General features: G+C 45.7%; 25 protein-coding genes and 2 pseudogenes. 10 read left to right on the forward strand and 17 right to left on the reverse strand.

Annotated features, from left to right (window positions below; genetic code table 11):
- The first annotated feature begins 1,077 nt into the window (after positions 1–1,077).
- From dnm_RS09185 to dnm_RS09230, 10 genes and pseudogenes are all read left to right on the forward strand, one after another.
- A complete protein-coding gene (locus dnm_RS09185) occupies positions 1,078–2,235 on the forward strand; it encodes a pyridoxal phosphate-dependent aminotransferase (protein ID WP_207682362.1) in 1,158 nt (385 codons plus the stop codon).
- A 419-nt stretch (positions 2,236–2,654) separates the two neighbouring features.
- Entirely contained in the window at positions 2,655–3,251 is a 597-nt protein-coding gene (gene yihA, locus dnm_RS09190) for a ribosome biogenesis GTP-binding protein YihA/YsxC (RefSeq protein ID WP_207682363.1), read from the forward strand.
- Positions 3,252–3,362: 111 nt separating this feature from the next.
- Entirely contained in the window at positions 3,363–4,418 is a 1,056-nt protein-coding gene (locus dnm_RS09195) for an NAD(P)/FAD-dependent oxidoreductase (RefSeq protein ID WP_207682364.1), read from the forward strand.
- A gap of 227 nt (positions 4,419–4,645) precedes the next feature.
- A complete protein-coding gene (locus tag dnm_RS09200; RefSeq protein ID WP_207682365.1) occupies positions 4,646–5,206 on the forward strand; it encodes a Uma2 family endonuclease in 561 nt (186 codons plus the stop codon).
- A gap of 138 nt (positions 5,207–5,344) precedes the next feature.
- On the forward strand, positions 5,345–5,605 hold the full coding sequence (locus dnm_RS30845; protein WP_246556271.1) for a PBPRA1643 family SWIM/SEC-C metal-binding motif protein: 261 nt from the start codon (positions 5,345–5,347) through the stop codon (positions 5,603–5,605).
- A 165-nt stretch (positions 5,606–5,770) separates the two neighbouring features.
- Entirely contained in the window at positions 5,771–6,988 is a 1,218-nt protein-coding gene (locus tag dnm_RS09210; protein WP_246556272.1) for a trimethylamine methyltransferase family protein, read from the forward strand.
- A gap of 333 nt (positions 6,989–7,321) precedes the next feature.
- Positions 7,322–7,936: pseudogene (locus dnm_RS09215) on the forward strand (IS1 family transposase); the annotation flags it as partial.
- A 250-nt stretch (positions 7,937–8,186) separates the two neighbouring features.
- The gene (locus dnm_RS09220; RefSeq protein WP_207679484.1) at positions 8,187–9,515 is read left to right on the forward strand and encodes a hypothetical protein; all 1,329 of its coding nucleotides are present in this window, start codon (positions 8,187–8,189) and stop codon (positions 9,513–9,515) included.
- Positions 9,515–9,670, forward strand: a pseudogene (locus dnm_RS09225) (IS1 family transposase); the annotation flags it as partial. The gene dnm_RS09220 and the pseudogene dnm_RS09225, both read left to right, overlap by 1 nt.
- A gap of 374 nt (positions 9,671–10,044) precedes the next feature.
- Entirely contained in the window at positions 10,045–10,290 is a 246-nt protein-coding gene (locus dnm_RS09230; protein ID WP_207682367.1) for an ABC transporter permease family protein, read from the forward strand.
- A gap of 104 nt (positions 10,291–10,394) precedes the next feature.
- Here dnm_RS09230 and dnm_RS09235 read toward each other — a convergent pair whose 3' ends face one another.
- The 17 genes from dnm_RS09235 to dnm_RS09315 all read right to left on the reverse strand — a co-directional run bounded on the left by dnm_RS09235 (position 10,395) and on the right by dnm_RS09315 (position 25,752).
- Positions 10,395–11,141: an HD-GYP domain-containing protein gene (locus tag dnm_RS09235; protein ID WP_207682368.1), complete on the reverse strand. Its 747-nt coding sequence runs from the start codon at positions 11,139–11,141 to the stop codon at positions 10,395–10,397.
- A gap of 18 nt (positions 11,142–11,159) precedes the next feature.
- Positions 11,160–11,483 carry a hypothetical protein gene (locus tag dnm_RS09240; RefSeq protein ID WP_207682369.1) on the reverse strand — a complete coding sequence of 108 codons (324 nt, stop codon included), beginning with the start codon at positions 11,481–11,483 and terminating at the stop codon, positions 11,160–11,162.
- Between the two features lie 108 nt (positions 11,484–11,591).
- A complete protein-coding gene (locus tag dnm_RS09245) occupies positions 11,592–11,948 on the reverse strand; it encodes a hypothetical protein (RefSeq protein ID WP_207682370.1) in 357 nt (118 codons plus the stop codon).
- Between the two features lie 72 nt (positions 11,949–12,020).
- Positions 12,021–13,199: a DUF2325 domain-containing protein gene (locus dnm_RS09250; protein WP_207682371.1), complete on the reverse strand. Its 1,179-nt coding sequence runs from the start codon at positions 13,197–13,199 to the stop codon at positions 12,021–12,023.
- Positions 13,200–13,356: 157 nt separating this feature from the next.
- Positions 13,357–13,746: a hypothetical protein gene (locus dnm_RS09255; RefSeq protein ID WP_207682372.1), complete on the reverse strand. Its 390-nt coding sequence runs from the start codon at positions 13,744–13,746 to the stop codon at positions 13,357–13,359.
- Positions 13,747–13,748: 2 nt separating this feature from the next.
- Positions 13,749–14,759, reverse strand: a complete 1,011-nt coding sequence (locus dnm_RS09260; protein WP_207682373.1) for a GGDEF domain-containing protein — start codon at positions 14,757–14,759, stop codon at positions 13,749–13,751.
- A gap of 345 nt (positions 14,760–15,104) precedes the next feature.
- Complete coding sequence (locus dnm_RS09265) at positions 15,105–15,836, reverse strand: ferrous iron transport protein A (RefSeq protein ID WP_207682374.1); 732 nt, start codon at positions 15,834–15,836, stop codon at positions 15,105–15,107.
- Positions 15,821–17,950, reverse strand: coding sequence for a heavy metal translocating P-type ATPase (locus tag dnm_RS09270; protein WP_207682375.1), 2,130 nt, complete (start codon positions 17,948–17,950; stop codon positions 15,821–15,823). The genes dnm_RS09265 and dnm_RS09270 overlap by 16 nt, the downstream gene beginning before the upstream one ends.
- A gap of 9 nt (positions 17,951–17,959) precedes the next feature.
- The gene (locus dnm_RS09275; protein WP_207682376.1) at positions 17,960–18,169 is read right to left on the reverse strand and encodes a hypothetical protein; all 210 of its coding nucleotides are present in this window, start codon (positions 18,167–18,169) and stop codon (positions 17,960–17,962) included.
- Between the two features lie 171 nt (positions 18,170–18,340).
- Entirely contained in the window at positions 18,341–18,589 is a 249-nt protein-coding gene (locus dnm_RS09280) for a hypothetical protein (RefSeq protein WP_207682377.1), read from the reverse strand.
- Between the two features lie 49 nt (positions 18,590–18,638).
- Positions 18,639–20,276: a hypothetical protein gene (locus tag dnm_RS09285; RefSeq protein WP_207678195.1), complete on the reverse strand. Its 1,638-nt coding sequence runs from the start codon at positions 20,274–20,276 to the stop codon at positions 18,639–18,641.
- Between the two features lie 152 nt (positions 20,277–20,428).
- A complete protein-coding gene (locus tag dnm_RS09290) occupies positions 20,429–20,650 on the reverse strand; it encodes a hypothetical protein (RefSeq protein ID WP_207682378.1) in 222 nt (73 codons plus the stop codon).
- Between the two features lie 22 nt (positions 20,651–20,672).
- A complete protein-coding gene (locus dnm_RS09295) occupies positions 20,673–21,023 on the reverse strand; it encodes a magnetosome protein MamC family protein (RefSeq protein ID WP_207682379.1) in 351 nt (116 codons plus the stop codon).
- A gap of 149 nt (positions 21,024–21,172) precedes the next feature.
- Positions 21,173–22,711: a hypothetical protein gene (locus tag dnm_RS09300; protein WP_207682380.1), complete on the reverse strand. Its 1,539-nt coding sequence runs from the start codon at positions 22,709–22,711 to the stop codon at positions 21,173–21,175.
- 74 nt (positions 22,712–22,785) lie between these two features.
- Positions 22,786–23,028, reverse strand: coding sequence for a FeoA family protein (locus dnm_RS09305; protein WP_207682381.1), 243 nt, complete (start codon positions 23,026–23,028; stop codon positions 22,786–22,788).
- Complete coding sequence (locus dnm_RS09310) at positions 23,021–24,859, reverse strand: methyl-accepting chemotaxis protein (RefSeq protein WP_207682382.1); 1,839 nt, start codon at positions 24,857–24,859, stop codon at positions 23,021–23,023. Before dnm_RS09310 ends, dnm_RS09305 begins: the two co-directional genes overlap by 8 nt.
- On the reverse strand, positions 24,859–25,752 hold the full coding sequence (locus dnm_RS09315) for a substrate-binding domain-containing protein (protein ID WP_276571869.1): 894 nt from the start codon (positions 25,750–25,752) through the stop codon (positions 24,859–24,861). The genes dnm_RS09310 and dnm_RS09315 overlap by 1 nt, the downstream gene beginning before the upstream one ends.
- Positions 25,753–25,754: the final 2 nt, after the last annotated feature.

Raw genomic sequence — 25,754 nt, forward strand, 5'->3', positions numbered from 1 at the left:
TTTTCAGAATGTATTTTCATGATAAAAAAACAATTTGTTATCGGAAATTCCTGTAGTTTTGTTAATAATATCAGCACCCGGCCGCAATGATTCCGACGGGTGACATGAGACCTCCGAAGTTTTGAAAACTCGGGAAGTCTTCCGCAGACTGACCTGTCATAATCAATGCGGTCAAATATAGCAGATGGAAAACCCCCTCTGACTTGGGCGTGAGATCACTCGGACGAGGGGGCAGGGGATGCGTTCTCGGTGATTTCCCTCTGCCCTCCCGGGAGATTTTTCCATTTACTGAGAATATACACGATTCAGGTTAAAGGACCGATACTTATTTTTGGGAAAATCCCTCATGGCATCCTGAATCTGCATGACTGAAAGCCAAAAATTGACGGCTGACAGATCAATTTGGATTAACTGTTGGAAATTGCAAATTTTTTTATTTTTAATTTTCAATTTTTTCCCCAAGCACTTATAATCAAACACCTTTGGGAAAATTCTGATAAATTGTTTCACAAGACCGGGAAACAGTCAATGGGGTGAATGCTGTATTCTATGGGGAAGAATTTCCTCCTTATCAGGAGATCAGAAATTTTTCACTCCGGATTTATGAAAATTTGTGATCTGCTGAGTATCAGGAAATCAAAAAATTTTGTAACCGCCTTGAAAGAGTGTGTTTATACATTCCGGGGCAGTGATCCGGATCCGTTGAGAAACGAACGCAAGAAAATTTCTTGACCTCTGGCTTGAAATTATGACAAAGTAATATTACTTAATGAATTTTTTTATTTTCTAGGAAATTATAAAATCAGAACAAAATTCCAAAGAAATCTGATAAAAAAGGAGATAAAATTCAATTTTTTATCTGGTTTCTCCGTAGTTTTGTCCTTCTGCAGAAAATAATAAAATCCGGTTCCGAACCACAGATTAACGCACATTTCACTGATTCCGCAGATTAAAAAAATCTGTGTTGGTCCCTTCATTCGTGTTTATCTGCGATTCACACATTTTTACTTTATTATTTACGCAAAGTTATGCAAAAGGTCTTCATAAAAAGAATAAAAAATTAAACAAGGTAATAAAATGATTTCAAGCCGAGTAAAAGACATTACCTCTTTCATTGTCATGGATGTCCTTGAAAAAGCCCATGAAATGGAACGCAACGGAGTCAGCATCATTCATCTGGAGGTGGGAGAACCTGATTTTGATATTCCCCTGTGTGTGAGAGAAGCCACATGCAAGGCGCTTGAAGACGGTCATACCCATTATACCCACAGTCTGGGCATGATTGAACTGAGGGAAGCCATCTGCGAATATTATCTTAAGACGTACAATGTAATGACAGAACCGGAGCAGATCGTGATCGGTTCAGGAACCTCGCCGGTCATGTTCAGTTTGTTTTCAGTACTTCTGGAAAAAGGGGACCAGGTCATTATTTCAGATCCCCATTACGCGTGCTATCCCAATTTTATAAAATTCATGGACGCGGAACCGGTGACAGTGCCTGTCTATGAAGAAGACGGATTTCAGTACAGACCCGAAGCAATTAAAGAAAAAATTACAGAAAAAACAAAAGGTGTGTTCATTAATTCCCCGTCAAACCCTACTGGAAACCTTCTCTCGGAAAACCGGATGCGGGCCATTGCTGATCTTACAGAACCGGGCAGGTCTTATGTTATTTCAGATGAAATTTATCACGGCCTGGTGTATGAGGGAAAAGAACATTCCATTCTGGAATTTACAGATAATGCCTTTGTACTCAACGGATTTTCAAAGCTTTACGCCATGACAGGACTCCGCCTGGGCTATCTCATTGCGCCCAGGGCGTTTATCCGGCCTATTCAGAAAATTCAGCAGAATTTTTTCATTTCTCCCAATTCAACAGTCCAGATCGCGGGGATTGCCGCGCTGAACAAAGCAGGGGAAGATGTCACGCGTATGAAGCAGACCTATGATAAGCGGCGACAATACATGATCCGCCGCCTCAAAGAAATGGGCTTTGGAATTACCGTGGAACCCACAGGAGCGTTTTATGTTTTTGTAAACGCCAAACATATTTCCAATGATTCTTATAAGCTTTCTTTTGATATTCTGGAAAAAGCCCGCGTGGGCGTGACGCCTGGCATTGATTTCGGGAAAAACGGTGAGGGATATCTTCGCTTTTCTTACGCAAACTCCCTGGAAAACATTGCAGAAGGAATGAATCGCTTAGAGCAGTATCTGAAAAATATTCAGGCATAAATACAGACTTATAAGAAAACATCTGTCGTTCAGGAGTGCCAAACTTACAGTTCGGCAATTTACAGCTGTAGGGTGGGTGGAGCGAAGCGGAACCCACCGGAAATTCTAAATGGTGGGTTCCGCTTCGCTCCACCCACCCTACAAAAATTGGAACCGCACAGGTCGCAATCGTTCCTGCACCCGGAAACCCGAAAACAAGGGGGGCTGCCAAACTGTAAGTTTGGCACTCCGGACAATTTGTCTCATGGTTCGCGTAGGAATGCAGTACGGATGCTTCACGTCCGGCTGTGACGGATTTCCGGACGCGAAGCATGTCCGAGCCATTCCGACACGAAGAATGGGAACAAGAATACGAGAATATTTTCATAATTTTTCCTGACACCTGACACTTAACACCTGACACTTAACACCTGACACCTATGATTATAAAATCCGCTGAATTTATTAAAAGCGCTGTTGAAGCGTCCCAATATCCTCCCGGAGATTTTCCGGAAATCGCTTTTTCCGGTCGCTCCAATGTGGGCAAGTCTTCGCTGATCAACACACTTGTAAACCGAAAACGCCTGGTCAAGACAAGTTCCACGCCAGGGCGAACCCAACTTATTAATTTTTTTCTGATAAATGAAATGATTTCCTTTGTCGATCTTCCGGGATACGGATACGCAAAGGTTCCCATGTCTGTTAAAAAAAAATGGGGTACTATGATTGAAACCTATCTTTCAACAAGAAGCGCGTTAAAAGGAGTGGTCCTGATCATGGACATACGCCGTACTCCCGGTTATGAGGAAATGAATTTCATTGACTGGCTTAATCAGTTTAATATCTCAAATATTCTGGTATTAACAAAGACAGATAAGCTCTCTAAGACAAAACAGATAAAACAGCATCTTTCCATAGCAAAGACACTTTCCGTAGATAAAAATGACCTGATTTTGTTTTCCGCGAAAACACGACGGGGAAAAGATGTTGTATGGGATACGATTGAAGGTCTTTTCACTTCTCCGGCGATTCCCTGATGAATTCACATGTGCTAATCTCATCGGCAGGGTGGGGTTCTGCCCCGCCAGTTTAAATCAGTCCGTTTTCCAATATCTTTAAAATTAAACAACCCTGAAACAGAGGTAACTATGCTGGAACATAAAGTTATTGTTATTGGCTCCGGTCCTGGCGGATCAGCGTGTGCAAAGGTTTTAAAAGAAGAGGCAATTGACGTTCTTGTGGTTGAAAAAGCCAAACTTCCCCGACATAAAACATGCTCAGGTGTTCTTTTCGGACAGACTCAGGTACTGCTGAAAAAATATTTTGGCACGCTTCCTCCGAAAGAAGTCTGCTGCAAACCTGAAGTCATAAAGGCATCTGATATTTTGGAATGGCACAAGGACGGAAGCTTTTCCGGCTATGTATGGGAGTTGGCCAAAGATGGAGAGGAGTTTCCCCGGGCCTATCAAAATATTTGGAGAAACAAATTTGATCACTGGCTTTTAAAAGAATCAGGGGCCGATTACAGGGATAATTGCCGATTCCGAGGCTATACGTCAGAGAATAACAAGATGAAAGTCGAAGTTTCCCTGCCTGACGGCGGAACAGAAGAACTGCTATGTTCCTATTTGGTCGGAGCAGATGGTTCCAATTCACGGGTAAGAACCCTGCTCGCGCCTGAGGGAGATGAACAAAGCAAAGAATGCGTTGCTTATTATGGTTATCATCGCTTTGAAGATCCGGGAGATTTAAAGGATGGTCACTGGTATGTGTTTATGGAACCGGATTTGGGAGATATCATCGCGTGTGTTCATCACAAAGATGATATGTTGGCGATGAGTGTCGGCGGTTTCAAGGGATGTGATCTTAAAAGATATATTAAAAATTTTGAACAGTTTTTGGCGGAAAAGTTTAACATTGTTTTTAAAGATAAGCAAAGAGAAGAGGGCTGCGTGTTGAAAATCGCTCCGCCTTATTTCGGAAGGGACAACGTGTTGCTTGTCGGAGATGCCGCGGGGCTGATGTATCTCAACGGTGAAGGGATCAGCGCGGCCATAGATTCAGGATACCGGGCAGGCAGGGCCATTGCCGGAGGAATTAAGAATGGGAGCGATCCCGTGGCTTCATATACAGAAAACGTGGCGGACATTGTGACGCATATGCAGTTGTGTATGGAAAACCTGCATTTTGTAGTACCCAAATAAATATTGCAGGAGGCATGTCCGCGACAGGCGCATTTAAGAGTTTGGAGGACTGAACTGTCGGGGAGTGCTAAAATGAAAATTCAGCACCGCCTTATACCCGCGGACCTTTGGAAAAATGGTGCTGAAATTTCATTTCAGCACTCCTCCCCCGACTTCCTCCCCCGATTTATGAATCCGCCCATCCGCGACATGCCTCCCTTTAGCTTATCATATTATAAGGTGCTTTTATGCCATCTCAGCCTGAGAATCTGTTATCTTCTGAGGAATATCTTGCCATTGAACGCAAAGCTGAATTTAAAAGTGAATATTTTGCAGGTGAAATGTTTGCTATGGCAGGAGCGAGCAGACAGCATAACCTCATTGTGGCAAATATTATCAGAGTGCTTGGCAACCAGTTGCTGGAGCGTCCCTGTAATGTATATCCCAGTGACATGCGGGTGAAAATAAATAAAATCGGCAAATATACATATCCTGATATTGCAGCAACATGCGGCCAGGAAATATTCGAAGACAGTGACACCTTACTTAATCCGCTGATGATTATTGAAGTATTATCAGACACCACAGAAGCCTATGACCGGGGTAAAAAGTTTGAACACTATCAATATATCAAATCTCTTTCCGAGTACATTCTGATAACGCAAACGCCGTACCGGGTTGAACAATATGTAAAGCAACGTGACGGGATGTGGACCTATTTTGAGTTTCGAGATGCGCATGATATCGTGCAAATTGAAAGTATTGAATGCGAGTTTTCTCTTAAAGAAGTGTATGCTAAAATTGTATGAGTGATTGAAACTGCCAGATGTCAGGAAAAATGCTGAAATGTTCATATTCCCCTTAAACCGCCAGGACATAGCTGTTAGCGAGAATGTGACGGCGGATAAAATTGACGAGTGATATTAAATTCAAAATACGGAGGAAAAATGGCAAAGCTGGGCACCAAAAAAAAGCCTGCCATCGTGCGGGTTCAGACAGAGGAAAGAGGAGCGGAAATCGCGTCCATATGTGAGAAACACGGATGGCATTACATCATCGGATTTGAGCCTGACAAACCCGAGGATACTTCGGATATTGACCGGCTTCTGAACCCTGTCACTCCCAAAAAGATTGAGAACAAAATCGGCCGTAATGATCCGTGTCCGTGCGGAAGCGGTAAGAAATATAAAAAATGCTGCGGAATCTGAATACTGAGTCAGACAGATGAAGGCGTGCGAAAATTACATTTTTTCATAATTCCTCGCACGTTTTCAGTGTCAGAAAGCAGCTATACATATCTTATTAACATATTGAAAAAGATGACATTGAGTAATGTAAAAAACATAAATCAAGGCAATAAAGAAGGAAAAGCTGTGAAGAACAAAGAACAAATAGAAAGATCAAAACATTTGCTGGGTGAAGATACCGTGAATATGCTGTTCCAGGTCCATGAGGATGCAATTTGGGTGCTGGAGGATTTGGGCGTCGGATGCAAGAATCCGGAAATACTGAAGCTTTTTGAGCGTTTTGAAGATGAAGGAGAAGCGATTGTTTTTGATGACCGGATATATATTACTTCCGATTTAGTTGAACGCTGCCTCAGGACCGTTCCGGGAACAGGGGATTTCTTCGTTCCCCGGAACAGCTTTTTCATCGGCGACGGGGCCTCATATATTTATGACGACATGGCAGGAAAAGGCGGGCTTTCCCCTTCTGCCGGACACGCAATTCGGATTGCCAAACTTGCCCAGATGAATCAGGCCGTGGCAGGTATGGGAAAGGGGGTAAGACTCCGGGATGACCTTTTGCAAATGAGTTTAATGGCCGAGCATTGCAGTAAGCCGCTCTGCCTGACAATAAATTCGGATGCCACCCTTGAAAAGGCAAAAGGAATCTATGCAAAAAAAAAAAACATCATGGCTGTGTTTCCCCTTACCCATTCTTCTTTGGAGGTTAATGAGGAACTTTCAGACTACTTTGTGAAAGTTGTAAAAGCCGGACTGCCGGTTTTTATCTCGGCAATGCCCCTGGCCGGGGTCACTGCCCCCTATTGTTATAATGGCGTACTCGCCATGGCCCACGCGGAAGTTCTTTTTGGGATTTGCACAGCCCAGTTAATTCGCCCGGGCATCACCTGTATTCATGCAGGAAATCCGACTATTTCCGATCCCCGAACCGAATTCAGACCTGATTATGGTCTGGTCAGCCATGATATAGCAAACATACTCATGGCGCATCTGAATCTCATGCTTGATATCCCCTCGTGTCAGAGTGCGGGAACCACATATGAGGAACATCCCACGGAACAGGCCATTGCAGATGTCCGGACAGGTCTGGCCCTGTGCCTGAAATACGGCGTCCATATGATTCGCCATTCCTTTGGCTGCCTCCGCGATTTTAATGATTTCTCTTTTGCCAAACTGGAAGCGGCCATGCGCATTTCAGGGGAAGTGAATCCGGACCAGGCTCCTGAAATTGAAATGCCGGTTTATGACCAAAGAGGAATGGAATCTGTCAGGAGAACCGGCCTCAGAGCGTACAACGATGACTCGCTCACCAAGGCGAACTTGGGAAAAATATTTGTCAATTAAAGCAGTTGTGATCTGACAAAAATTTCCCTGTTCCAAGGCTTCCGAAGTCTCTGAAACTTCGGAAGTCTGTTTTATAAGTACCCGATCAAAAGTTTTTTATACATCTTTTTTTCTGTGAACCGCGGAGAAACCCGGGTTTTTCCTTCACCGGAGGCGGATCATTCCGGGAAAAAAGCCGGGTTTCTTTCCCGGGCAGATATCGAAAACTTATGGTTAGGTACTTATCATACCGAAAAAATACGGGTGGTGTTCTAAAACTGGACTTTTCTGAAATCTGTGTTATTATAGTGTAGTCATTCAGGAGTAAAAAACTATTTTCGGAGGAATATTTCGATGGCACTGATTCCTGTCCGCTGTCCGCTTTGCGGAGGTGAGAAAGTGAAAAAAAGAGGAAAAACAGATGACGGAAAGCAGCGTTACCTGTGTCAGAATGAGAATTGCGAGGCAAAATTTTTTCTTCTCGACTATACATATAACGGAAGAAAATCAGATATTAAGCACAAAATTATTGAAATGAGTCTCAGCGGCAGCGGTATCCGGGACATCGCCCGCGTGCTGGAAATCAGCACGGACACCGTGATAAGCGAATTAAAAAAAAAGGAAACTCTTCTCGACTCGGTGAATTCCGAACTCCTTAAAACTTTGGAACATACTGAAAATATTGAGGTTGACATATTGAAAGTTGAGGAGGCTGAGGCGGATGAGATGTGGAGTTTCGTGGGCAAAAAGGAGAATCAGAGGTGGCTCTGGCACGCCGTTGATCACAAAACCGGAAAAGTTCTCGCATATACCTTCGGAACGCATGAGGACAAAGTCTTCCTCGAACTGAAAAGGCTCCTCGAACCTTTCGGAATTGTAAAGTTTTATACTGACAATTGGGGTGCTTATGAACGAAATCTCAATCCTGCGAATCATGAGATAGGTAAAAGAAACACTCAGAAAATAGAATTGACCTTTCCAGTATTGAAATTAACATGCTGTTTATATTGAGTTTACATAAATTAATCTCATGAAAATGCGTTTGAAACCAGCTTATATTTTAAGAATGCGAATCTGTAGTCAGACACTCGGATTTAAAATTTTTCTTGGCATACGACGGACTTCGTGATATACTGTACAAATATACGGTTCGGAAATATATGTCCGAGCCTCTGACCGCCCTGATTCCGGGTGCCGATATTATAAGGAGGTTCTTATTATGACAACGAAAACCGCTGAGGAACATTTTACCGAAGAAATGCTTCGTGCCGCCGAGGAGTTCGGAAAAATACTCCGCCCGTATTTCCGCCGGATGCCTGATGAGGATATGGAAACCCTTCTTCTCATCAGCATGGCGGTATTTCTCGGAGCGGACAATGTTTACCAGGTTATGCAGGTGCTCGGACTCCCGAAAACCGCCACCTATGACCGTGTTAAAAACGTCAGTGTTTACTGCTGGCGTAAGTTCCTGCAGAATCACCTTTACAGCATCGCTGTTCCTCTCCTGCGGGAGAGGCTCACCATGAGCGATGCCACAAAAAGCCGGGACGGACTGATTATGGCAGTCGATGACTCCGTGATTGCCCGTATTGCCACGGAACTCGGCTATGTATGGAAATGGTGGAGCGGCCAGCTTAAACGCGTGGCGAACGGGCAGAACGTGATCGCTCTGATTCTGGTAATCGGCGACATTATTCTCCCTCTCGACGTGCGGATAGTCTCCAAACAGGGCAGGGGGCTTAAAACCAAGCCTGAGATATATGAGGAGATGCTGAAAGCCGCCGAAGCAAAATTCGAAGCCGCGGGCATTGACATCAGCCGCCTCGGAACTACAGGTGATGCGGCATATTTTTCTCAGGATATCGCGGCATTCTGCCGCGGTGAATGTTCGGAAGAAGCCTCGTCCGAATCGGATGCGTCAGCTACAGACACCGGCCTTGCGAACGAAGATGCCGAATCGTCCGATCCCGCACTCTTACTGACTCTTACCGGAATTTTCCGCGGCAAGGACAACTACGTCTTTGAAATTGACGGAGAAATCCGGAAGGCCGGCCAGTGGCGGAAAAATTTCAAAGATCGTCTTACTCCCGGATGGGGAACAGACGGACAGCCGGTGTATCGAACCGAAGCAGTAAGCGAAACCTTCGGCGAGGTTATTCTCGTCTTCTATATTCCGAAGGGGAAACGGGCGGTCAGCTACCTTATTATAGCAGGACGACCTCTGCGTAGCAGCGAGGCACTGCATGCCTTCGCCTTCCATCATCGCATCGAAGAATTCCGGAAGCTCCTCAAAGACACTCTCGAACTGGGAGCAATGCATCTCCGAGATCGGAAGGGGGCTCATGCCTGCGTCGGCGTCAAAGTCATCGCATACCTCGTCGTCAATATGATGAAGCAGAATCTGAGGAAGCTCCGACGCTTCCGAAATGTGACCATTAACAAGTTAGTCAGACTCTGCCCGAAGTTCGTTGACGTCCGAAAAATTTTCAAAGAGCATTTTCAGAGTATTATTCCCAATAATCACACGTTGGATAAGGCTTTAGCGTGATTTCAGAAAGGTCAATAGAAAGGAAACATCTGACTCTGAGGACGAGAATAAAACGTCTTGCGAGAAAAACAATCTGTTTCTCCAAATTGGAGAAGATGCATGATATCGTCATCGGACTGTTCATCAATGTATATGAATTCGGACTAGTAATATGAGTAATAAAAAATGACTAGCTCCAAATTTAGAACACTACCAAAATACGATCCGACACCTGACCCTCAGAAAAATTCGATTACCCCTCTCTCAGACTGTTCAGCGAAAAGAACAGACGCGGCAAGTTTGACATATCAATTTAATTCGTGTAGAAAGGATTTGAAATTCGGAAATCTTTCTGTCACCGAGCGAAATTAAAAGAATTTTATCAAATAATATTCTGCTGTTATTTTTTGTATAAACGCATTATAATTCTTATCAGATCAAAAAAATCAGCAGAAAAAACCAAAGGGTTAAAAATTTTTCCATCAAAAATAAAATCCGTTCAGTTTCAAACTTGCTAAACATTTTAAGTTTTTGAATTGGGGAGACAATCATGGACACCTATCGGTTTTTGATTCAAAACTGGCCTGAAACCCTTGAATTGGCATGGCAGCACACCTATATTGTCGCGATTGCTGTTTTTATCGCCATTCTTACCGGCATTCCCATTGGGATCTGGATCACATTCAACCGGAAAGCTGCGGATATTGTGCTTTATATTGCAGGAATCATTATGACCATCCCTTCTATCGCGCTTTTTGGCATCATGATTCCGGTAGTGTTCCAAAACTGGAGCTAAAAATCTTAACCATTTGAATCAATTTAGGAAATATCGGTTCAAGTCCAGTTTTAGAACACTACCGGTTTTTTCTCGTTACGAGGCTCCTGCCTCGTAACGGGTATTCAGAGGCTCTGCCTCTTATGGCGATTCATCTCAGCATTGGTCTGCCCCACAGATACAGACAGATCAAGGTTTTTTCCATTACAAACCATTTTTGAGAGCATCAGATCCTCATGTCCGAAAAAGGCAAAGTGAGCATCATTAGGAGACGGGTCAGAAGACTTGTAAAGAAAAAATTGCGGAGCCACCCGGTTGAAGCTGTTCACAATCAGAGGGCAGAACTGTGTCTCTTTATGACGGTTGATTTCTCTGACCGCATCATCGGAGGGCATCCCTTTTCTGTATGGCCGGTCCGAGGTCATCGCGTCAAATGCGTCCGCGACAGCGATAATTCTCGATTCCAGCGGAATTTTATCCCCCATAAGTCCCCGGGGATACCCTTTTCCATCAAACCGCTCATGATGATGCAGGACAATCTCCGAAATTTCCCGCAGCATAGGAATTCTGCTTAAAATATTGTATCCGATCCGGGAATGAGACTGTATTTCTTTCATTTCCGCGTTTGTCAGTTTTCCCGGTTTGTTGAGTACCGCGTCCGAAACCCCGATTTTACCGATGTCATGAAGATGGGCCGCGATATGGACCCGCTGATGCATATCCGCATCCAGTCCCATATCCTCGGAAATGCGTTCGGAATATTCGGCTACCCTGAAGGAATGTTCCAGCGTATAGGGGTCTCTCGCATCCAGTGTGGTGATAACAACGTCAATCAGTTCGTGAAGGCTGACCGTCAGAGGTAACAATAGCATCTCCTTTCTTGTCGTTTTTTAGCGGGCAGAGGAAAGAAGAATCTTATTCTTCTCCCCTTTGCATAGGTGTTTGTTTTCAGCAATGACCTTTCTCATCGCCCCTCTTCTCAGATATTTCCCGAAACGCTGAGAGAGTATCTCCAAACGTCTGAAGCAATTCGGACACAGATAAACAAAACTTCTGCTTTTCGAGCACAGACAAACAAAGGCATTGACTTCATAAAGCTCCGCATAAGGGATTCTCTTCCCGCATTGTTTGCATGAAACGGTCTGACACTTGATATTATCCTCATAAAAAGCCTGATCCGGCTCCGTTGTTATAAAAGCCTGGTACATCATCATTTTTCTCCTTTTCCTGTTTTCATCCCTCCGGAGTGCAAAAAACCGCTTCGCTTAATTTTTGCACTCCGGAAAAGAGTTTCTTTCGGTTAAAACAAAATATAACATGCCTCACATAATACTGCAACGGCTCATGGATCTGCCTCTGTCAGAATAACGTCGCTTCATGTCTTCATTGGAAAACGACTTTTTGCGAAAGCCTCTTATCTCCGGCCCTTTTTCATTTTCAAAAGTGATCTTATCCGCGGGTATGATATTGGTGTTGATCAGGCTTTCAAAGACCGCACTGCCAAACGGAAAAACCTCTCCGATCTTCTCCGCATTGACAATCACCTCCCTGGTTCCCTTGTTTTTGAGCATGATCGTGTTCGCCAGTTCCCACGCGGAACTGCCGTCAAAATCACCGCTGAGTTCAATGTGAAGACTTCCGTTGACATGATGGGATTTTATTTTGAAATTTGCGCTCATATCCGGCTCCTTTGGATTTAGGTGTTTAGCTGTTTAAATATTGACACAGGCCAACAACGAAAAATGAAACATTCAGTTCTTCACACTCTCCGCGACATCGAACAATGCGCCTGAGATGGCGCTCAGGCTTGAACTCGGAAGCATTCTGACTGTTTTGTTATGCTTTCTGCAAAGCTTTTTCACCTTCAGCGCTGCCCCGTGACTGTTACAATCCACCGGACAGATAATCAGGTCCGAGCGTCTGACTCTGACCTCCAGATTTTCCTTTCCGTTTCTCATGTAGCCGTCATGATAATCAAACTCACCGCCGGCAGATTCGATAAGATGCCTGTACAGATGTTTTATCCGGGTGATGCCGCCCACAATAAGAATCCGTTTGGCGCAAATTCGGAATCTGGGACATTCCTCATTGCACCCGTCTTCACAACGGATAAAACCGGAGAGTTGGGAGATCAGCCCGCTCATTTCATTCGCCAGGCCATGGTTTGCTGTTTTCATATCAGATATCTGAGTTCGAAGTCTTTGGTTCTCCAGTTCCAGCCGCATGGTCCGATCCGATACTGCTTTATCCGCCTCTCTGACCTTTTCCCTCAGCGCGATATTCTCCGCTTCCAAATCTCGGACCCGCTTTTCTTTTAAAACCCGGTCCTGTGAGAAAGAATTCCGCTTCTCTGTAAAACATCGCATGTCATGTAACGCGTCTTTCAGGTTTGAATTTTCTTTTTTGGCTTTTTTATGACTTTCTTTTTCCCGATTCAGAAGCCTTGCCAATTTCTCATTGGCTTTCTGTTGCAAAGTGAGGTCACGCCGTGCCTGCATAACTTCTGCCAGATGGGCATGAGACAGCATATGAATCTCACCGAATATCTCCTTGAGATGTTCCTCTGACAGATTTTTTCTGATCGCGGCCACATAGAAGGGGCCATCCAAATCGCCTTGCCTGAAAGCATTACGCCATTCTTCCATGAACTGGTCCGCATCCAGATCAAAAAGACTTGAAACGCTGTTCTGATATTTATGCCTGAGATACCTTTCGACTTTCAGAGACACCCGGTTCTCTTTGTTCATATGCTCCATAATAATTCTGTGAAGCTCATAGGATGTCAGCCTTTTGGTCTGATAACCGAGTTTTTTGATCAGCTTTCTGTGTTCCGCAATACTGAGACACGCGCCAATGACAGGGCATTTGAAATGGGGATGAATCTCCCATATAAAATTTGGCCGTACTTCTTCGTTTTTAAAGGATTTCATTGGACAACCCTCCGTGTTCGGTGTCAGATGTTATGAAGAAGAAAGGTGAACATTCTGAACATCTGATATGTAACACCCAACACTCAATTTTGTTCAAACGTATAAATTTTGGTGAGCCTAAAATTATTGACAAAAAAATATACTTCTGTCAGATGCTTCAATAATGACAGAGATGTCTCAGTTCTTCAAAAGGTTCTTCGTCAAGAAACCTCAGTCCCCTTCTTTTTATATCGTTTTGGATCATATCCTCGGTAAAAAGGGTGATGACGACATTCATAACACACAGCGCATAATACTCAGACTGAAACAGGCTGATTTTATACAACTGCCTGACTTTTTCCTTTCCCTTAAATTTCTCGGAACGCAAATCCACATTTTTTCCCATGCCCCTGACTTTGTTCAGGGCGCTGGCGATGACTCTCCGTATCTGCTTCGAAGTTCTTCTTTTTCTCCTCGTAGCCGGATCATTGACTCTCAGTTTATAGGTGTTCACTGTATGTGCTCCGATACGCCAGTTGCTTTGGACTCTTTTTCCAACCTTTGCCATTTTCACCTCCGGTTTGCAAGCTTAAATTCCTTCTCAGACGCTGGTTTTCCAAGTTCCTCCAATTTTGTTTCCAAACATTGGTTTGGCAACGTAATAACTTGTTTTGTCTGAGCATCATTTACAATGATTTTTTTTCTGCCAGTATTTTTGGACTGATAGACAGCATCGTCAGCGGCTTTGATGAGCGTTCGGATATCCTTCTCAATATTGCCATGCCCGCAGATGAATTCAGCAACGCCGATACTGAGCGTTGAATCTCCGAGCGCGCCTTTTTTATATCTGCACCATATGCGGGCTGCGATCTCAAGGACTTTTTCCAAACAGGTTTCCGACACAATGACGCCGAATTCATCTCCGCCATAGCGAAAAGGAAAATCCGTTCCTTTTCGGGTGGAATCCATAAGAATCCTTCCCAGCCTGATCAGCAATTCGTCACCAGCCTGATGACCAAATTTATCATTGATTTGCTTAAATTCATCCACATCAATGAGGATCAGGAAAAAAGCATGGCCGGACTCTCTCGCATTTTCGGCAAGTTCCTTTATTTTTGCATCAAAACACCGCCTGTTATATAAATGCGTTAACGAATCTTTTAGCGACAAATCTTTGAATTCCGCTCCTGTTTTTTCACTTGCAAGTAGCTGAGAGCGTAAGAAATTCGAACGGTTTGAAATGACTCTGAGCATCCAGTTCATATTTCGCTTGAGTTGTATCATTTCCGATTCTTCTTCTTCCTCATTCGGGAGATCGAAAAAAAAATCATATTTTCCCATCCTGATGCGTTGACAAAACCCGTTCATCTCCCTGATTTCCCTGAGTACGATAACATATGCCAGGGCATTCGCCAGCGGAATCACCAGACCCACGGAAACCGACAATCCTAAAGAAGTATAACAGATCAGTTTTGAAATCTGCCCTGTTTCAAGCAAATAAAGCGTAAATATTTCTGGTATAATAAGGATAAAAAACAGCATAATGGCGATTTTATGTTTCACGCATAAACGAGAGAGCATATCTGAGCTTATCAACCTCCCTTTGAGCATATTCGCCGAGGAGTGCTGAAATGAAATTTTAGCACCACCTCACGCTCTCAGTCCTTTGAGAAATGTGCGAAAATTTCATTTCAGCACTTCTCTTTCAATTCATGAATACGCTCCTTATTACTCGATGTTCAAGTTCTTTTCTGTCATTCCGTTCGACTGAGTTCACGCCGAAGCCTGCGAAAGCAGGACCCCACAGTTCCCGGAACGCTTGCATCTGCCCAAAACGGATTCCTGCTTTCCTATAAATAACACGTTTTTTGTTCGAATCGGATCCAAAAACTTAATCATCGAGTTATTATCTCCGGGTGTTCAGGATTATCCGGGTGTTTGTTCTGACACCCGAACAAAAACTTTCCGGCCTTCCTGTTCCTGCAAGAAGAGCCGAAGTCCGTCCGAACTGGAGATAATGAGAGGATTCTGCCGGGTCATAAAAAGAGACTTGGCCTGCTCCACCCCCTCCAGCATCAGCGTCTTACCGGGAGTGATCCCCTGAAGGGTAAGGCTTTTCTTAATTCTCTGTCCTCCCAGGATATCTGTGACTTCAAATTTCTCTTTGACACCGGCAGACGCAAATTGCAAATATTTTTCCCCCATGCGTCCCCATATTTTGGCAGCCATGCCTTCGTTCAGGCGAATCCGCTTTTCCTCTTCCACGAGGGTGATATATTCCATGGGCGGAATTTTTCGGACAAAGGTAATTTCATCATTTTCTCTGACGCCGAGAGTCTTCAGAGTTTTTTCCAGAGAGCCGCCGCAGGTGACACCTTCTATATGACCACTCTCCCCTGGTTTCAGTTCAACCAGGGGAAGCTTACGTCCGTCATCCAGATGCGCCACGATTCGGGAGGCCATGCCGCCGCCCAGAATAAATTCTCCCCCGGGACCGCGAACTCTGACAGGCTGAATCAATACCTCTTCGTCCAGACGCGTCAAGCTGCTTCCCTCAAAAAGTCCCATCCGTCTGAGACGCATCTCCATACTGAGGTCTTCCACTTTCACAAGAATCAAAGTTCTGCCCAAAGGCGCATCAATTAAGGATGTGTACATGCTTGTTCTCCTTCTTCAAAACATTGCGGAGGCTTTTTTCCGGCCATGGCCGCGTATCCGAGTATGCCCACAGTGTTCATATTATGCAGGAGCGCGGCCGCTGCCGGCGGAAGTACACCGCACATTGCCAGCAGCAGAAAGATCGAATTGAATCCCACGGCCGATGTAAAACAGTTTTGGATAATTTCAAGGCTGTTGTCTGCTATTTCTTTGGCAGCCACCAGCGTGTTCAGGTCTTCTTTTAAAAGAACAACCTGGGCTGATTCCCTGGCCAGATCCGCTCCTCCGGGCATGCATATCCCCACATCTGCTGTGACAAGCGCGGGCGCGTCGTTTACGCCGTCCCCTGCAAAAGCCAGAACATGACCTGCCTCCCTGAGTTCCCGAACAATCTCAGCCTTGTCTTCCGGTTTGAGCTCCCAATGCACCTTATCCACCGCATCCAGACGGGCTGCCAAAGCCCGGGCCGTGTCCCTGTGGTCCCCGGTGAGAATCACAATTTTCTGAATACCATGATGTTTTAACTGGCGAAGCACTTCAGGGGCTTCGGGTCTTAATTCGTCCTGTAACGCGATCACGCCTTCCAGAACATCTCCCCTGGCAACATAAAGCAGACTTTTCCCCTGCCCCCGAATCTCCCGGGCCAGGCTGTCGGCCGCGGAACAGTCAATCCCTTCATCCTCCGCGATGAAATGATGGCTTCCCACAAGTACCCGCTCGCCCTCGACGTAAGCTGAGACGCCATGGGCGACAATAAAGTCAACCTGACTGAGCGACAGCATTTCCAGATTCCGTTCTCTGGCGGCTTTTACCACTGCTTTGGCAACAGGATGGGCATAATGTTCCTCGGCTGCCGCAGCCAGTGCGAGCAGTTCATCCTCGCTCATATTTTCCAGAGGGAAGATATCCGTGACGATCAGAATCCCCCGGGTCAGGGTTCCTGTTTTGTCAAACACAAGCGTATCCACACGGGACAGGGCATCCAGTGCATGAGAACCTTTGATAAGGACACCGCAATGCGCTGCACTGAACATGGACATCTTAACGGCCACAGGCGTTGACAGCTTGACCGCACATGAATAATCCACCGTAAGCACGGACGCGGCCCGACGGATATCCCGGGTCAGGAGCCACGAGGCCAGTCCCAGACCAAAGGTTACCGGAACCAGTTTATCTGCCAGAATGTCGCTCTGTTTCTGGGTTTTTGATTTAAATCTCAGCGAATTCTCCAAAAATCGGCTGATTCTGGCGGTGGTGGTTTCCTGCCCCACCTGTCTGGCGCTGATTTTAATCCGTCCCTCTGATACAAGGGAACCGGACAGCACCTCATCTCCGGGCTGAACATGAATCGGAACGGATTCGCCAGTAATGGAACTCTGATTGACCAGTGCCTCCCCGCCGCTCACTTCGCCGTCCACCGGTATCATTTCACCTGAGCCGCAGATTACCAGATCGCCGATTGTGATCTCATCTGCACTCACTTTGACTTCCTGGCCGTCTCGCTCCACCCAGACTTCCTCTGACTGGGGACGAAGCAGACTTCTCAGCAGCGCGTTGGTTTTTTCCTCGGAAAGCTGTTCCAGATATCCTCCGAGTGCCAGAAGAAAAACAATGATATTCGCGGTAAAGTAGTCTTTTCGCAAAAGGGAAAATCCGACTGCCGCAGCGTCCAGCGTTTCAACTCGGATGCCCTCGGTCAGCGATGTGGTGATCCCCTGGGTGAGCGTAGGCAAAGCAAGCCCCCAGCTTAAAGGCGGTCTGAACGGTCTGGGAAGTGCGGGTGTTAAAAACGCTAAAATTCCGTTAATTGCCACGCTCAGAGAATCTGTGACAGGTTCTCTGTGAATATCGGCCTGAAATGTTTCATGAGGAATATTTTCAAGGCAGGCCAGAATCAGCTCTCTGTTCTGCATATTGCCGTCATATCGCACAGCAATACAGGCTGCTTTAAGATTAAACCGCACTGCCTCCACCCCGGGAACATTCAGAAGCACGGCTTCCAGATAAACCGGATCAAACGCGGGATCATGCAGAACAGAGATACGAATCCTCAGACGATACGGCAGTTCATGAAGAATACGAATTCTGTTCTCTCTTTGTTTACAAACAGTCATCTGGTTTCTCTATCTTCTTTTAGGTTGATAAAGACTGTAATGCCAGTAGGAAAAACCCACCAGCGCCAGACCTGAAACAATATGCAGCGTCCGGTTCTCCTGGCCTCTGAACCCCGTATAGACAAGCGTACCCATGGATAATGCCATGCCAACTTTTGCAATGGAGCGTTTGTCTTCAGTCGGTGTTTTCTTCTTCTCCACCTCCGTGATTTTTTTCATATTTCCTCCTGTGAAACTTGAAACTTGAAACTTGAAATTTGAAACTTGAAACTTGGGATTTAAAACTTGGGATCCGGGAGTCCTGCGAATTTTCATGGATGCCTATGTAACTGTTCCAAGTTTCAAGTTTCAAGTTTCCAGTTTCCAGTTTCCAGTTTCCAGTTTCCAATATTACTCTTTCTGACTCATCTCGGACTTGATATCCTTGATCTGTTCTTTTACTTCTTCGACACCACCCTGGACCACGGACATGAGATTGACCGTGCCGCGCACAATAGCCCGCTGAATAGTGGAGTTGGTGAGCAGGAAAGTAAGCCCCGCGCCTACAAAAAAGCCTTTGAGATAGCAGGGGTCGGAAAAGTTAAAGTATGCTGAAAACACGCTCTGCTGATTATCATAAGGTGGGGCGTCTAAATTCACTCCGATTTCTTGACTGCTTTTTGGACCATCCCTCTGACCTAAAAAAACTTTATCCGCATGCCGCCTCTGAAATCTTAATTTCCGGGAGCGATTCAGCTCGATTTTCCAACTCGGTCAGGGGGCCGGTTATTTTTTTACAATTACTTGAAATATTTATATTTATAATTTTTTTTGCTCGTTTTTCGGACTCCGGAATAAACTCAGAATTTTCTGCTGTTTTATCCGAGAGTATTTCAAGACTGCCAGGGTTTGCCAGGATTTTACGACGTTGTTTGGTTAAAGAAAATAAAGACTCTGAAAATTCTTGTTGCTCTCTGAGACTGATATTCATGACTCTTCGGGCATCTTCTCTGGTCAGTTCACCACACATGGCGGGCATGCGCAGAGCTATGCGATTGGCGTCTTTTATCTCTCCGGTTCCATGTTGCTTTGAAACTGCGAACAGAGACTCTATATTATCAGAAGTTATTGGCATTCCTATATTTTCTAATTTAAGCTCCTTGGCAATTATGATATGTTTGTCTAACCAATTAGTAAAACCTGTACGCACAGATGATCGCGGAGGAATGGCTTCAAGCAGCTTTTTACTTTCTTCATAAGTTTCCAGGTTAAGCCCCTTAGTTTTAAGTATTTTCTGGCATTCTGAAAGAGTACCTGAGTCGCGAAGAAAACATTCTATAAAATTTCTGCACCTCGGAATCTGATCAATGCCTGCTCGCAGCTTTGAAAGGACGGATCCCTTTGGGGCACGACCTCTCGGAGAATGTCTGAGCAACTGAGCCGCCCAATTCACCAGGCGGCGGAGGTTCATAAATCTTGATTTTGTTGAAACCTTCGGAGGTGCAAGACAGGCAAGAACAGTCTGTTTGAATTTTTTTGAAACTTTACCGACCGCAGAGATAAAGATATCAAACATCGGATGATTCTGATATTCATGTTTTAAAAGATTAGCGACAGTGTGTGATATATCGTCAATGCTGACACTGGGAAGGCCTTGTTCCGCCAAAAGCCTGGTAGCTTTGGCAAGGTCTGTTCCTCCGTCTTTGAGATATGCTACCGGCATTCCCCCGATACCGATAACTTTTTTCAAAAAATCAGCTATGGCCTCACCAGTCCAGGATACTGCTACTGAAACAGCAACGCAGTTTACATCTTTAAGAGTAGGAGCGGTTTCATTCAAATCATGATGGTTAGCATTCAATGACAGCAAAGTAAGAATTTTACCTTTTCCTAAGGCAATACTGATATCTATTATATAAACAAAGCCGTTGGAAAACGGATTGCTGTTAATTTCAGCCCCGCGCAGCGGGACGGCATTTCGGAGTCTTGCTACGGATAATCGGGTGACCCAGTTAATAATTGTCTGAACACATGGGACTTTTGTTATTCCCAAGTAATCAGCAAGAACTCTGAGAACTCTCGGTACCGCTCGGAAACTTATATGAGCAACTATAAAAAGCTTCAAACAAATATAGATAAGTTCTTCTTTGTTGTGAACAGGCTGAGTATTTTTCTGACGTTCTTTTTCCAGTTGTTTTCTGGCTTCATCGGCATCTTTCTTGTATTTATCACGCTCTTTTTTAATACGGCGCTTTTCTTTTTCATGATAACGTGCATTCTTGCCACGTTCAATCGCTTTTTTCTTCCAGTTATCTCTGCTTTTTATCAATTTGGACTTTGAACTCATAATAATCCTCGTAATTTTATTAATATTGACATAATAGTATGGTAAATATGTTAAAATAACAATCAAACTATATATTATCAAGATGAATCTATAATTGATTACATGAAGAGGTCCAAATTGTAGTTAAAAAAATTAAGCCAAAAAGGCTGTTTTTAGACGCCCCAATCATAAGGTACTGCCATGGCGTTTTGAGAGGGCGGATAGCCATATTCGTAACCTTCGCTGTATTGGTAATAATTCTGGTCGTGCTGAGGATAATAAGCATATTGGCCTGCTGTATTGTATGCCTGAGCCTGTGGATCGCCGGAAGTGCAGCTATAATATGACTGAGGCTGAGTCGTCGCCTGATGATATGGGGGAAATGGTTTACTCATTTTTCTCTCCTTTCCAAGAAAATTATTTTTTATCAGATTCAGTTATCGCATCCCAGAAATATTTTGTGCCGGTTGCCACAACTACCAGTCCCAGCAGAGAAAGCAGTCCTCTGTTTGTTCCGAAACTGCCGACCACCGCGGTGGCTGTAGCGGTCGCCACGCCCGCACCGGCTGCTTCCTTGATGACATTGCCCATGGCCTCCTGGCGGTTTATCTCTCCTGATTTGACCTGGCGGATATTTCGGGCTGCCGCGCCGGTTCCGCCCACAATAGCGCCAACACCGCCCATGGTGAGGGCCGCGTGCGGGACATAACTGGTGGTTGCTACCCGTGTGTTTGCCACAGCGGTTGCGGGATATGCATGGTAAGACATAGATTTATCTCCTTATAGATAATTTCAATATTAAAAAAACGGGTAAAGCATATGCCCTGACATTAATATCAGGGCTGATAGCAGAAGCCTGCTAAAGCAGGCTGTTTCATATTTTGCTTTCATATTCGGAGGAAGATTGATGCCGGGCATCAGTCTTCTTGTATTTTTCCTTCGGTACTCGGGACATCTTTATCTTTTCGGAATGTGCCCACAATGCTGCCCATGGTTCCGAAAATAGCATTTTTCACGGCGCTGTTGGTCAGCAGCAGGGTAGCAGCAACGCCGATAGCCGCGCCTTTCCAGAACTGGGTATCACAGGTTTCCAGAAAATTCATTACCCGATAAATATCAGGTGTTCCGTTGGCAAAATCGTTGACAAGTCCCATCAGCTGGCCATATTGATTCTGGTCATGCTTGAAATGTCGGGGACCGCCGCCGCAACTTTGAGACGTTTGGCCCGATGCGAAATCATATTGTCCGGGAAAATTCGATCCGCTTCCATTTCCCGGCACAGGGCCTGTATGAACGCCCGGCATCGGACCGCCATAAGCGGGCTGGGAAGAAGCCGACTGGCTTTCACCGCAACTGCAAGAACCTCCCGAACTCGGTCCCGGTCCCTGGGACGGCCCGGGGAAAGCCTGTCCCGGAGGAAAGGCGGGGCCTGTATGAACGCCCGGCATCGGACCCTGCGGACCCGGGGGCATCTGTCCCGGAGGAAAGACGGGGCCTGTATGAACGCCTGGCATCGGCCCTTGGGGTCCCGGAGGCATCTGTCCCGGAGGATAGACAGTACCTGTATGAACGCCTGGCATCGGCCCTTGGGGTCCCGGAGGCATCTGTCCCGGAGGATAGACAGTACCTGTATAAACGCCTGGCATCGGTCCTTGGGGTCCCGGAGGCATCTGTCCCGGAGGATAGACAGTACCTGTATGAACGCCTGGCATCGGTCCTTGGTGACCCGGAGGCATCTGTCCCGGAGGATAGACAGGGCCTGTATGAACGCCTGGCATCGGTCCTTGGGGCCCCGGAGGCATCTGTCCCGGATGATAGACAGGGCCTGTATGAACGCCTGGCATCGGTCCTTGGGGGGCCGGAGGCATCTGTCCCGGAGGAACCTGGCTGGTATTCGCTCCCGGCATCGGAGCATGGACAGCAGGCTGAGGAGAAACTGGCCGATATCCTTCGGCCGGACCCGAACCAGAAACAATATCAGCATGAGGTCCCTGGGAAGCGAATGAGGCCCTGCCATTTGAAGGTATCTGAGGATTATCAGTCTCACATCCGTCCGACCCGCAGGAACAACCAGAAACCTCTCCGCCTTCTTCGCACGGAGAATGGGCAGTTTCACAACCTGTTGTTACTTGTCCGCTAGCTTCGCAGGCACAACCTTGTTCTCCCCCCATGATCTGGAGAAAAGCGGCTGCTTCCTGGGGTGATATTCCCTGCCCCTCAATATAAGCCATCGCGTCCTGAGGCGATATTCCTTGTGCATGTATAAAGGCCATAAGATCAGGAGGAATCTGCATCTCTCCGCCACCATTTCCTTCCTTGCCCGTCTGTTTCTGAGCTTCATATGAAAAAGCCTGTTCGCTCTGAACAGGGCCTTTCTGAGCATTCTCCTGAGTTTCCGGGCAGTCCCGGGGCCCGGTCAGTGTGTTATCAGTTGCGCTTGCCGCATCTGGTCCCATTATTACATTCTCCTTTCTTTACTCTGATGCGAGGATTTTTTCAATCCCTACAAAATATCATCTTTTTAAATTTATCAGCGAACATTAATCTTGCAAGCCATCCCCCGACCTAACACCATCCGAACCCCATTCACTACGATGATGAGGGGATCACTTTTTATGACCTTCAGTTTTGCACCGGGTATCAGCCCCATTCCCGCAAGGCGGGATCGGAGTTTATGCCCGCCATCTATGGCAAAAACACGTACCTGTTTTCCAGCACTGACACCTGTTAACGATGTCATGGCTCTCCCTGATCGCCCATGCTGATTACTCATAACTCAGGTTCCTCAGTCTGATTCTTTTTCGTCGGTCATCTATATGAAGTTTATACGAAAAATATGGAAAAGCCGTAAGAGCATCTTCGTCATTTCTCGCAAAACCGTTCAGTTTGAACATACTTACCTTTTCTACCAGTTCCTCAGCCATCCGGGCATTGCGATAATTGACCTGTTCTATCTGAGCCATGGCCTGACATATCTGGTCAACCCCGAGGGCCTGTTCACCGGAAGAATTGGTAATTTCGCACACCAGATGATTGATCTGCTCGCTGCTTTCGGTCATCTGATCCAGTGCTTCGTTCATTTTTTGAACAAGGCCCGACGCGCTGTTCAGACTTTCCATCATGTTATTCATGAGATACATCGTATTTCTGGAAGCCTTGGCAGAACTTGACGCAAGTTTTCTCACTTCCTCAGCAACCACGGAAAATCCTGCTCCGCCTTCACCGGCTCTGGCAGCTTCAATGGAAGCATTCAGGGCCAGCAGATTGGTCTGAAATGCAATCTGATCAATGTTTTTTATGACTTTTTGGATTTCCCGACCGGATATGCTGATGGATTCCATGGAATCTGTCAACTGTGTTACGGGTTTGTCAAAGCAGAGAAATGTCCTCGCCTCCTCAATAATACGATCAGATGCCTGAATCAGTACGTTGGCCCGGTTTGCGTTTTCCATGTTCTGTTTCATCGTCACATCAATCTGATTCAGGGAAGCCGAAGTCTCTTCGATGTTTGCTGACTGCTCTGACACCCCGTCAGCTAAGACACGGGAGGTTCTGAGTATCCCTTTGATCATGGAACGCAAATTTGAAATCATACGATTCTGAATGGCCGCGAGTTCGCCGATCTCATCTTCCCGGGTCACATTCAGCGTCTGTGTCAGATCGCCGTTTGCAATGCGGTTGGAAAAATCCGACAACTGTTTCAGAGAATCAGATATTCTTTTGGAAAAAATCATTGCCGTGACACATGCCAGTATTCCGAAAATACCGCCTAACATAAAGGAAATCGTAACGATCTGTCTGTGAAGTTTTTGCACGTCTTTCTTGTCAACAAAACAGAAAAGAAAAAGATTTCGGCGTTCCGTATCTGTTTTGAAAGGTCTCACGGAAAGCACCCCGCGCTGATCTCCGATAACATAGTCATCAGAATTGTATTTCAGCTGATCCATCAGAGAAAAATTCAGATTCGTCAGAACGATTTTGTCCTCACAAGAGGACGCTCTGAGCCTGAAGCTGGTGTCCTTTCTTTCGATAATCGCAATGATCGAATGATAAGCAGCAATATGTTTAAGAAGCCGGGTATCAATATTTTTCTTTAAAACCAGTGTGCCAATAAATCTGCCGCCTCTCAGAACCTTGCCGTAAAAAACCATTTTCAACGGCTCTGTTTCAGTGCTGATTCGGGTGATGATCTGTTCTTCAGTTTCCCACGCACCATCAAAAGATAATATTTCCTCGGACGCGTTTTTCTCCGTACTTGCGGTCATGCGATGCTCGGAATTGTAAAAAGCGATTCCGTCAGATGCCACAATCTGTTCCTGCAAAACGAGTTTATCCCGGAGCGGAGCCGAATCTTTGGTAAATTTGGCGATTCTGATCAGTTCGGACAAGTTAGGATCGGAAATGATAAAATGCGTGAATTTCCGATACTGGTCCATGATCTGAGCGATATCCGATTCAATTTTACCAATGTCCCTGGCAATCCTCTCATTCTTCGTAACGAGCAGAACATCCTCCAGTTTTACATACAGGGCCGTCAGCATGGAAAAAATAATGACGCCGGACAGCAGAAGGATAAAAATAATCAGTTTGGGTCCTATCTTCATCAGAATCCGTGCCTCAGCCAGTCCATATTTAATCCGTTTTCAATCAGTTTTCTGCCCCGAGGGCCGCTCATAAACGAAAGATACGTCTGAACCGCCCGGGATGCATCTCTCCGGCTGACTAGGGAGATGCGGGCAAGAAAAGGATACTCGCCATTTTTTTCCGAATTTCTTGTGGGAAGCAGACCGTTAATCCTTAGCGGCTTGCAGTTGACATCGAAAAAGAAGCGGGGTGCCATGGTGATGGCCATGTCCAGCGCCGCGATCTTTTCAAACTGATTGTCCGTGATTTCAACATCCATCACTGCTTTTTTCAGGCGGGCATGATTTTTCTCAATCCCTGCGGCCGCGATGGTCTGATCAATGAGATAATCGTAATTCGCGCCGCATTTCTGCCTGTAAATGAGAATATCTTTGTCCTCACCGCCCACTGCTTTCCAGTTCTGAATCTGTCCAGCGAATATCTCCGCCACCTGCCTTGTGGTGAGGTCGTTCACCGGATTTTTCCGATGAACTGTCACAGCATATGCGAGGTTGTCCAGCTTGGTTTCCACAAGCCCTGCGGCTTTTTCCCCATGGGTGAGGGGTCTGTAAAGCGTTCCGATGTCCGCCGCACCCGAAAGAACCGACTCAGCGCCCTGATTCACGCCGGAGCAGTCGTCATTCATAACAAAAGCGTAATTTATCTCTTCACGGTAAGGATTGGGAAGATTTTTCTGATTCTCGGCTGTGGCGACCACACCGGCAAAGAGACACCGGGCAGTGACATTCAGTTTCAAGACCGGCGGATTGTCAGCAAAAATCACAGGAATATTTCCTGTCTGAAAAAGTCCCATCGCGCCAGCTGCTGCTGTTAATTTCAAAAATTGTCGTCTGGTACAGAATTGGCAATTCATCT

Origin of the sequence: Desulfonema magnum, assembly GCF_017377395.1 — a bacterium.
Taxonomy (GTDB): Bacteria; Desulfobacterota; Desulfobacteria; order Desulfobacterales; family 4be13; genus Desulfonema_C; species Desulfonema_C magnum.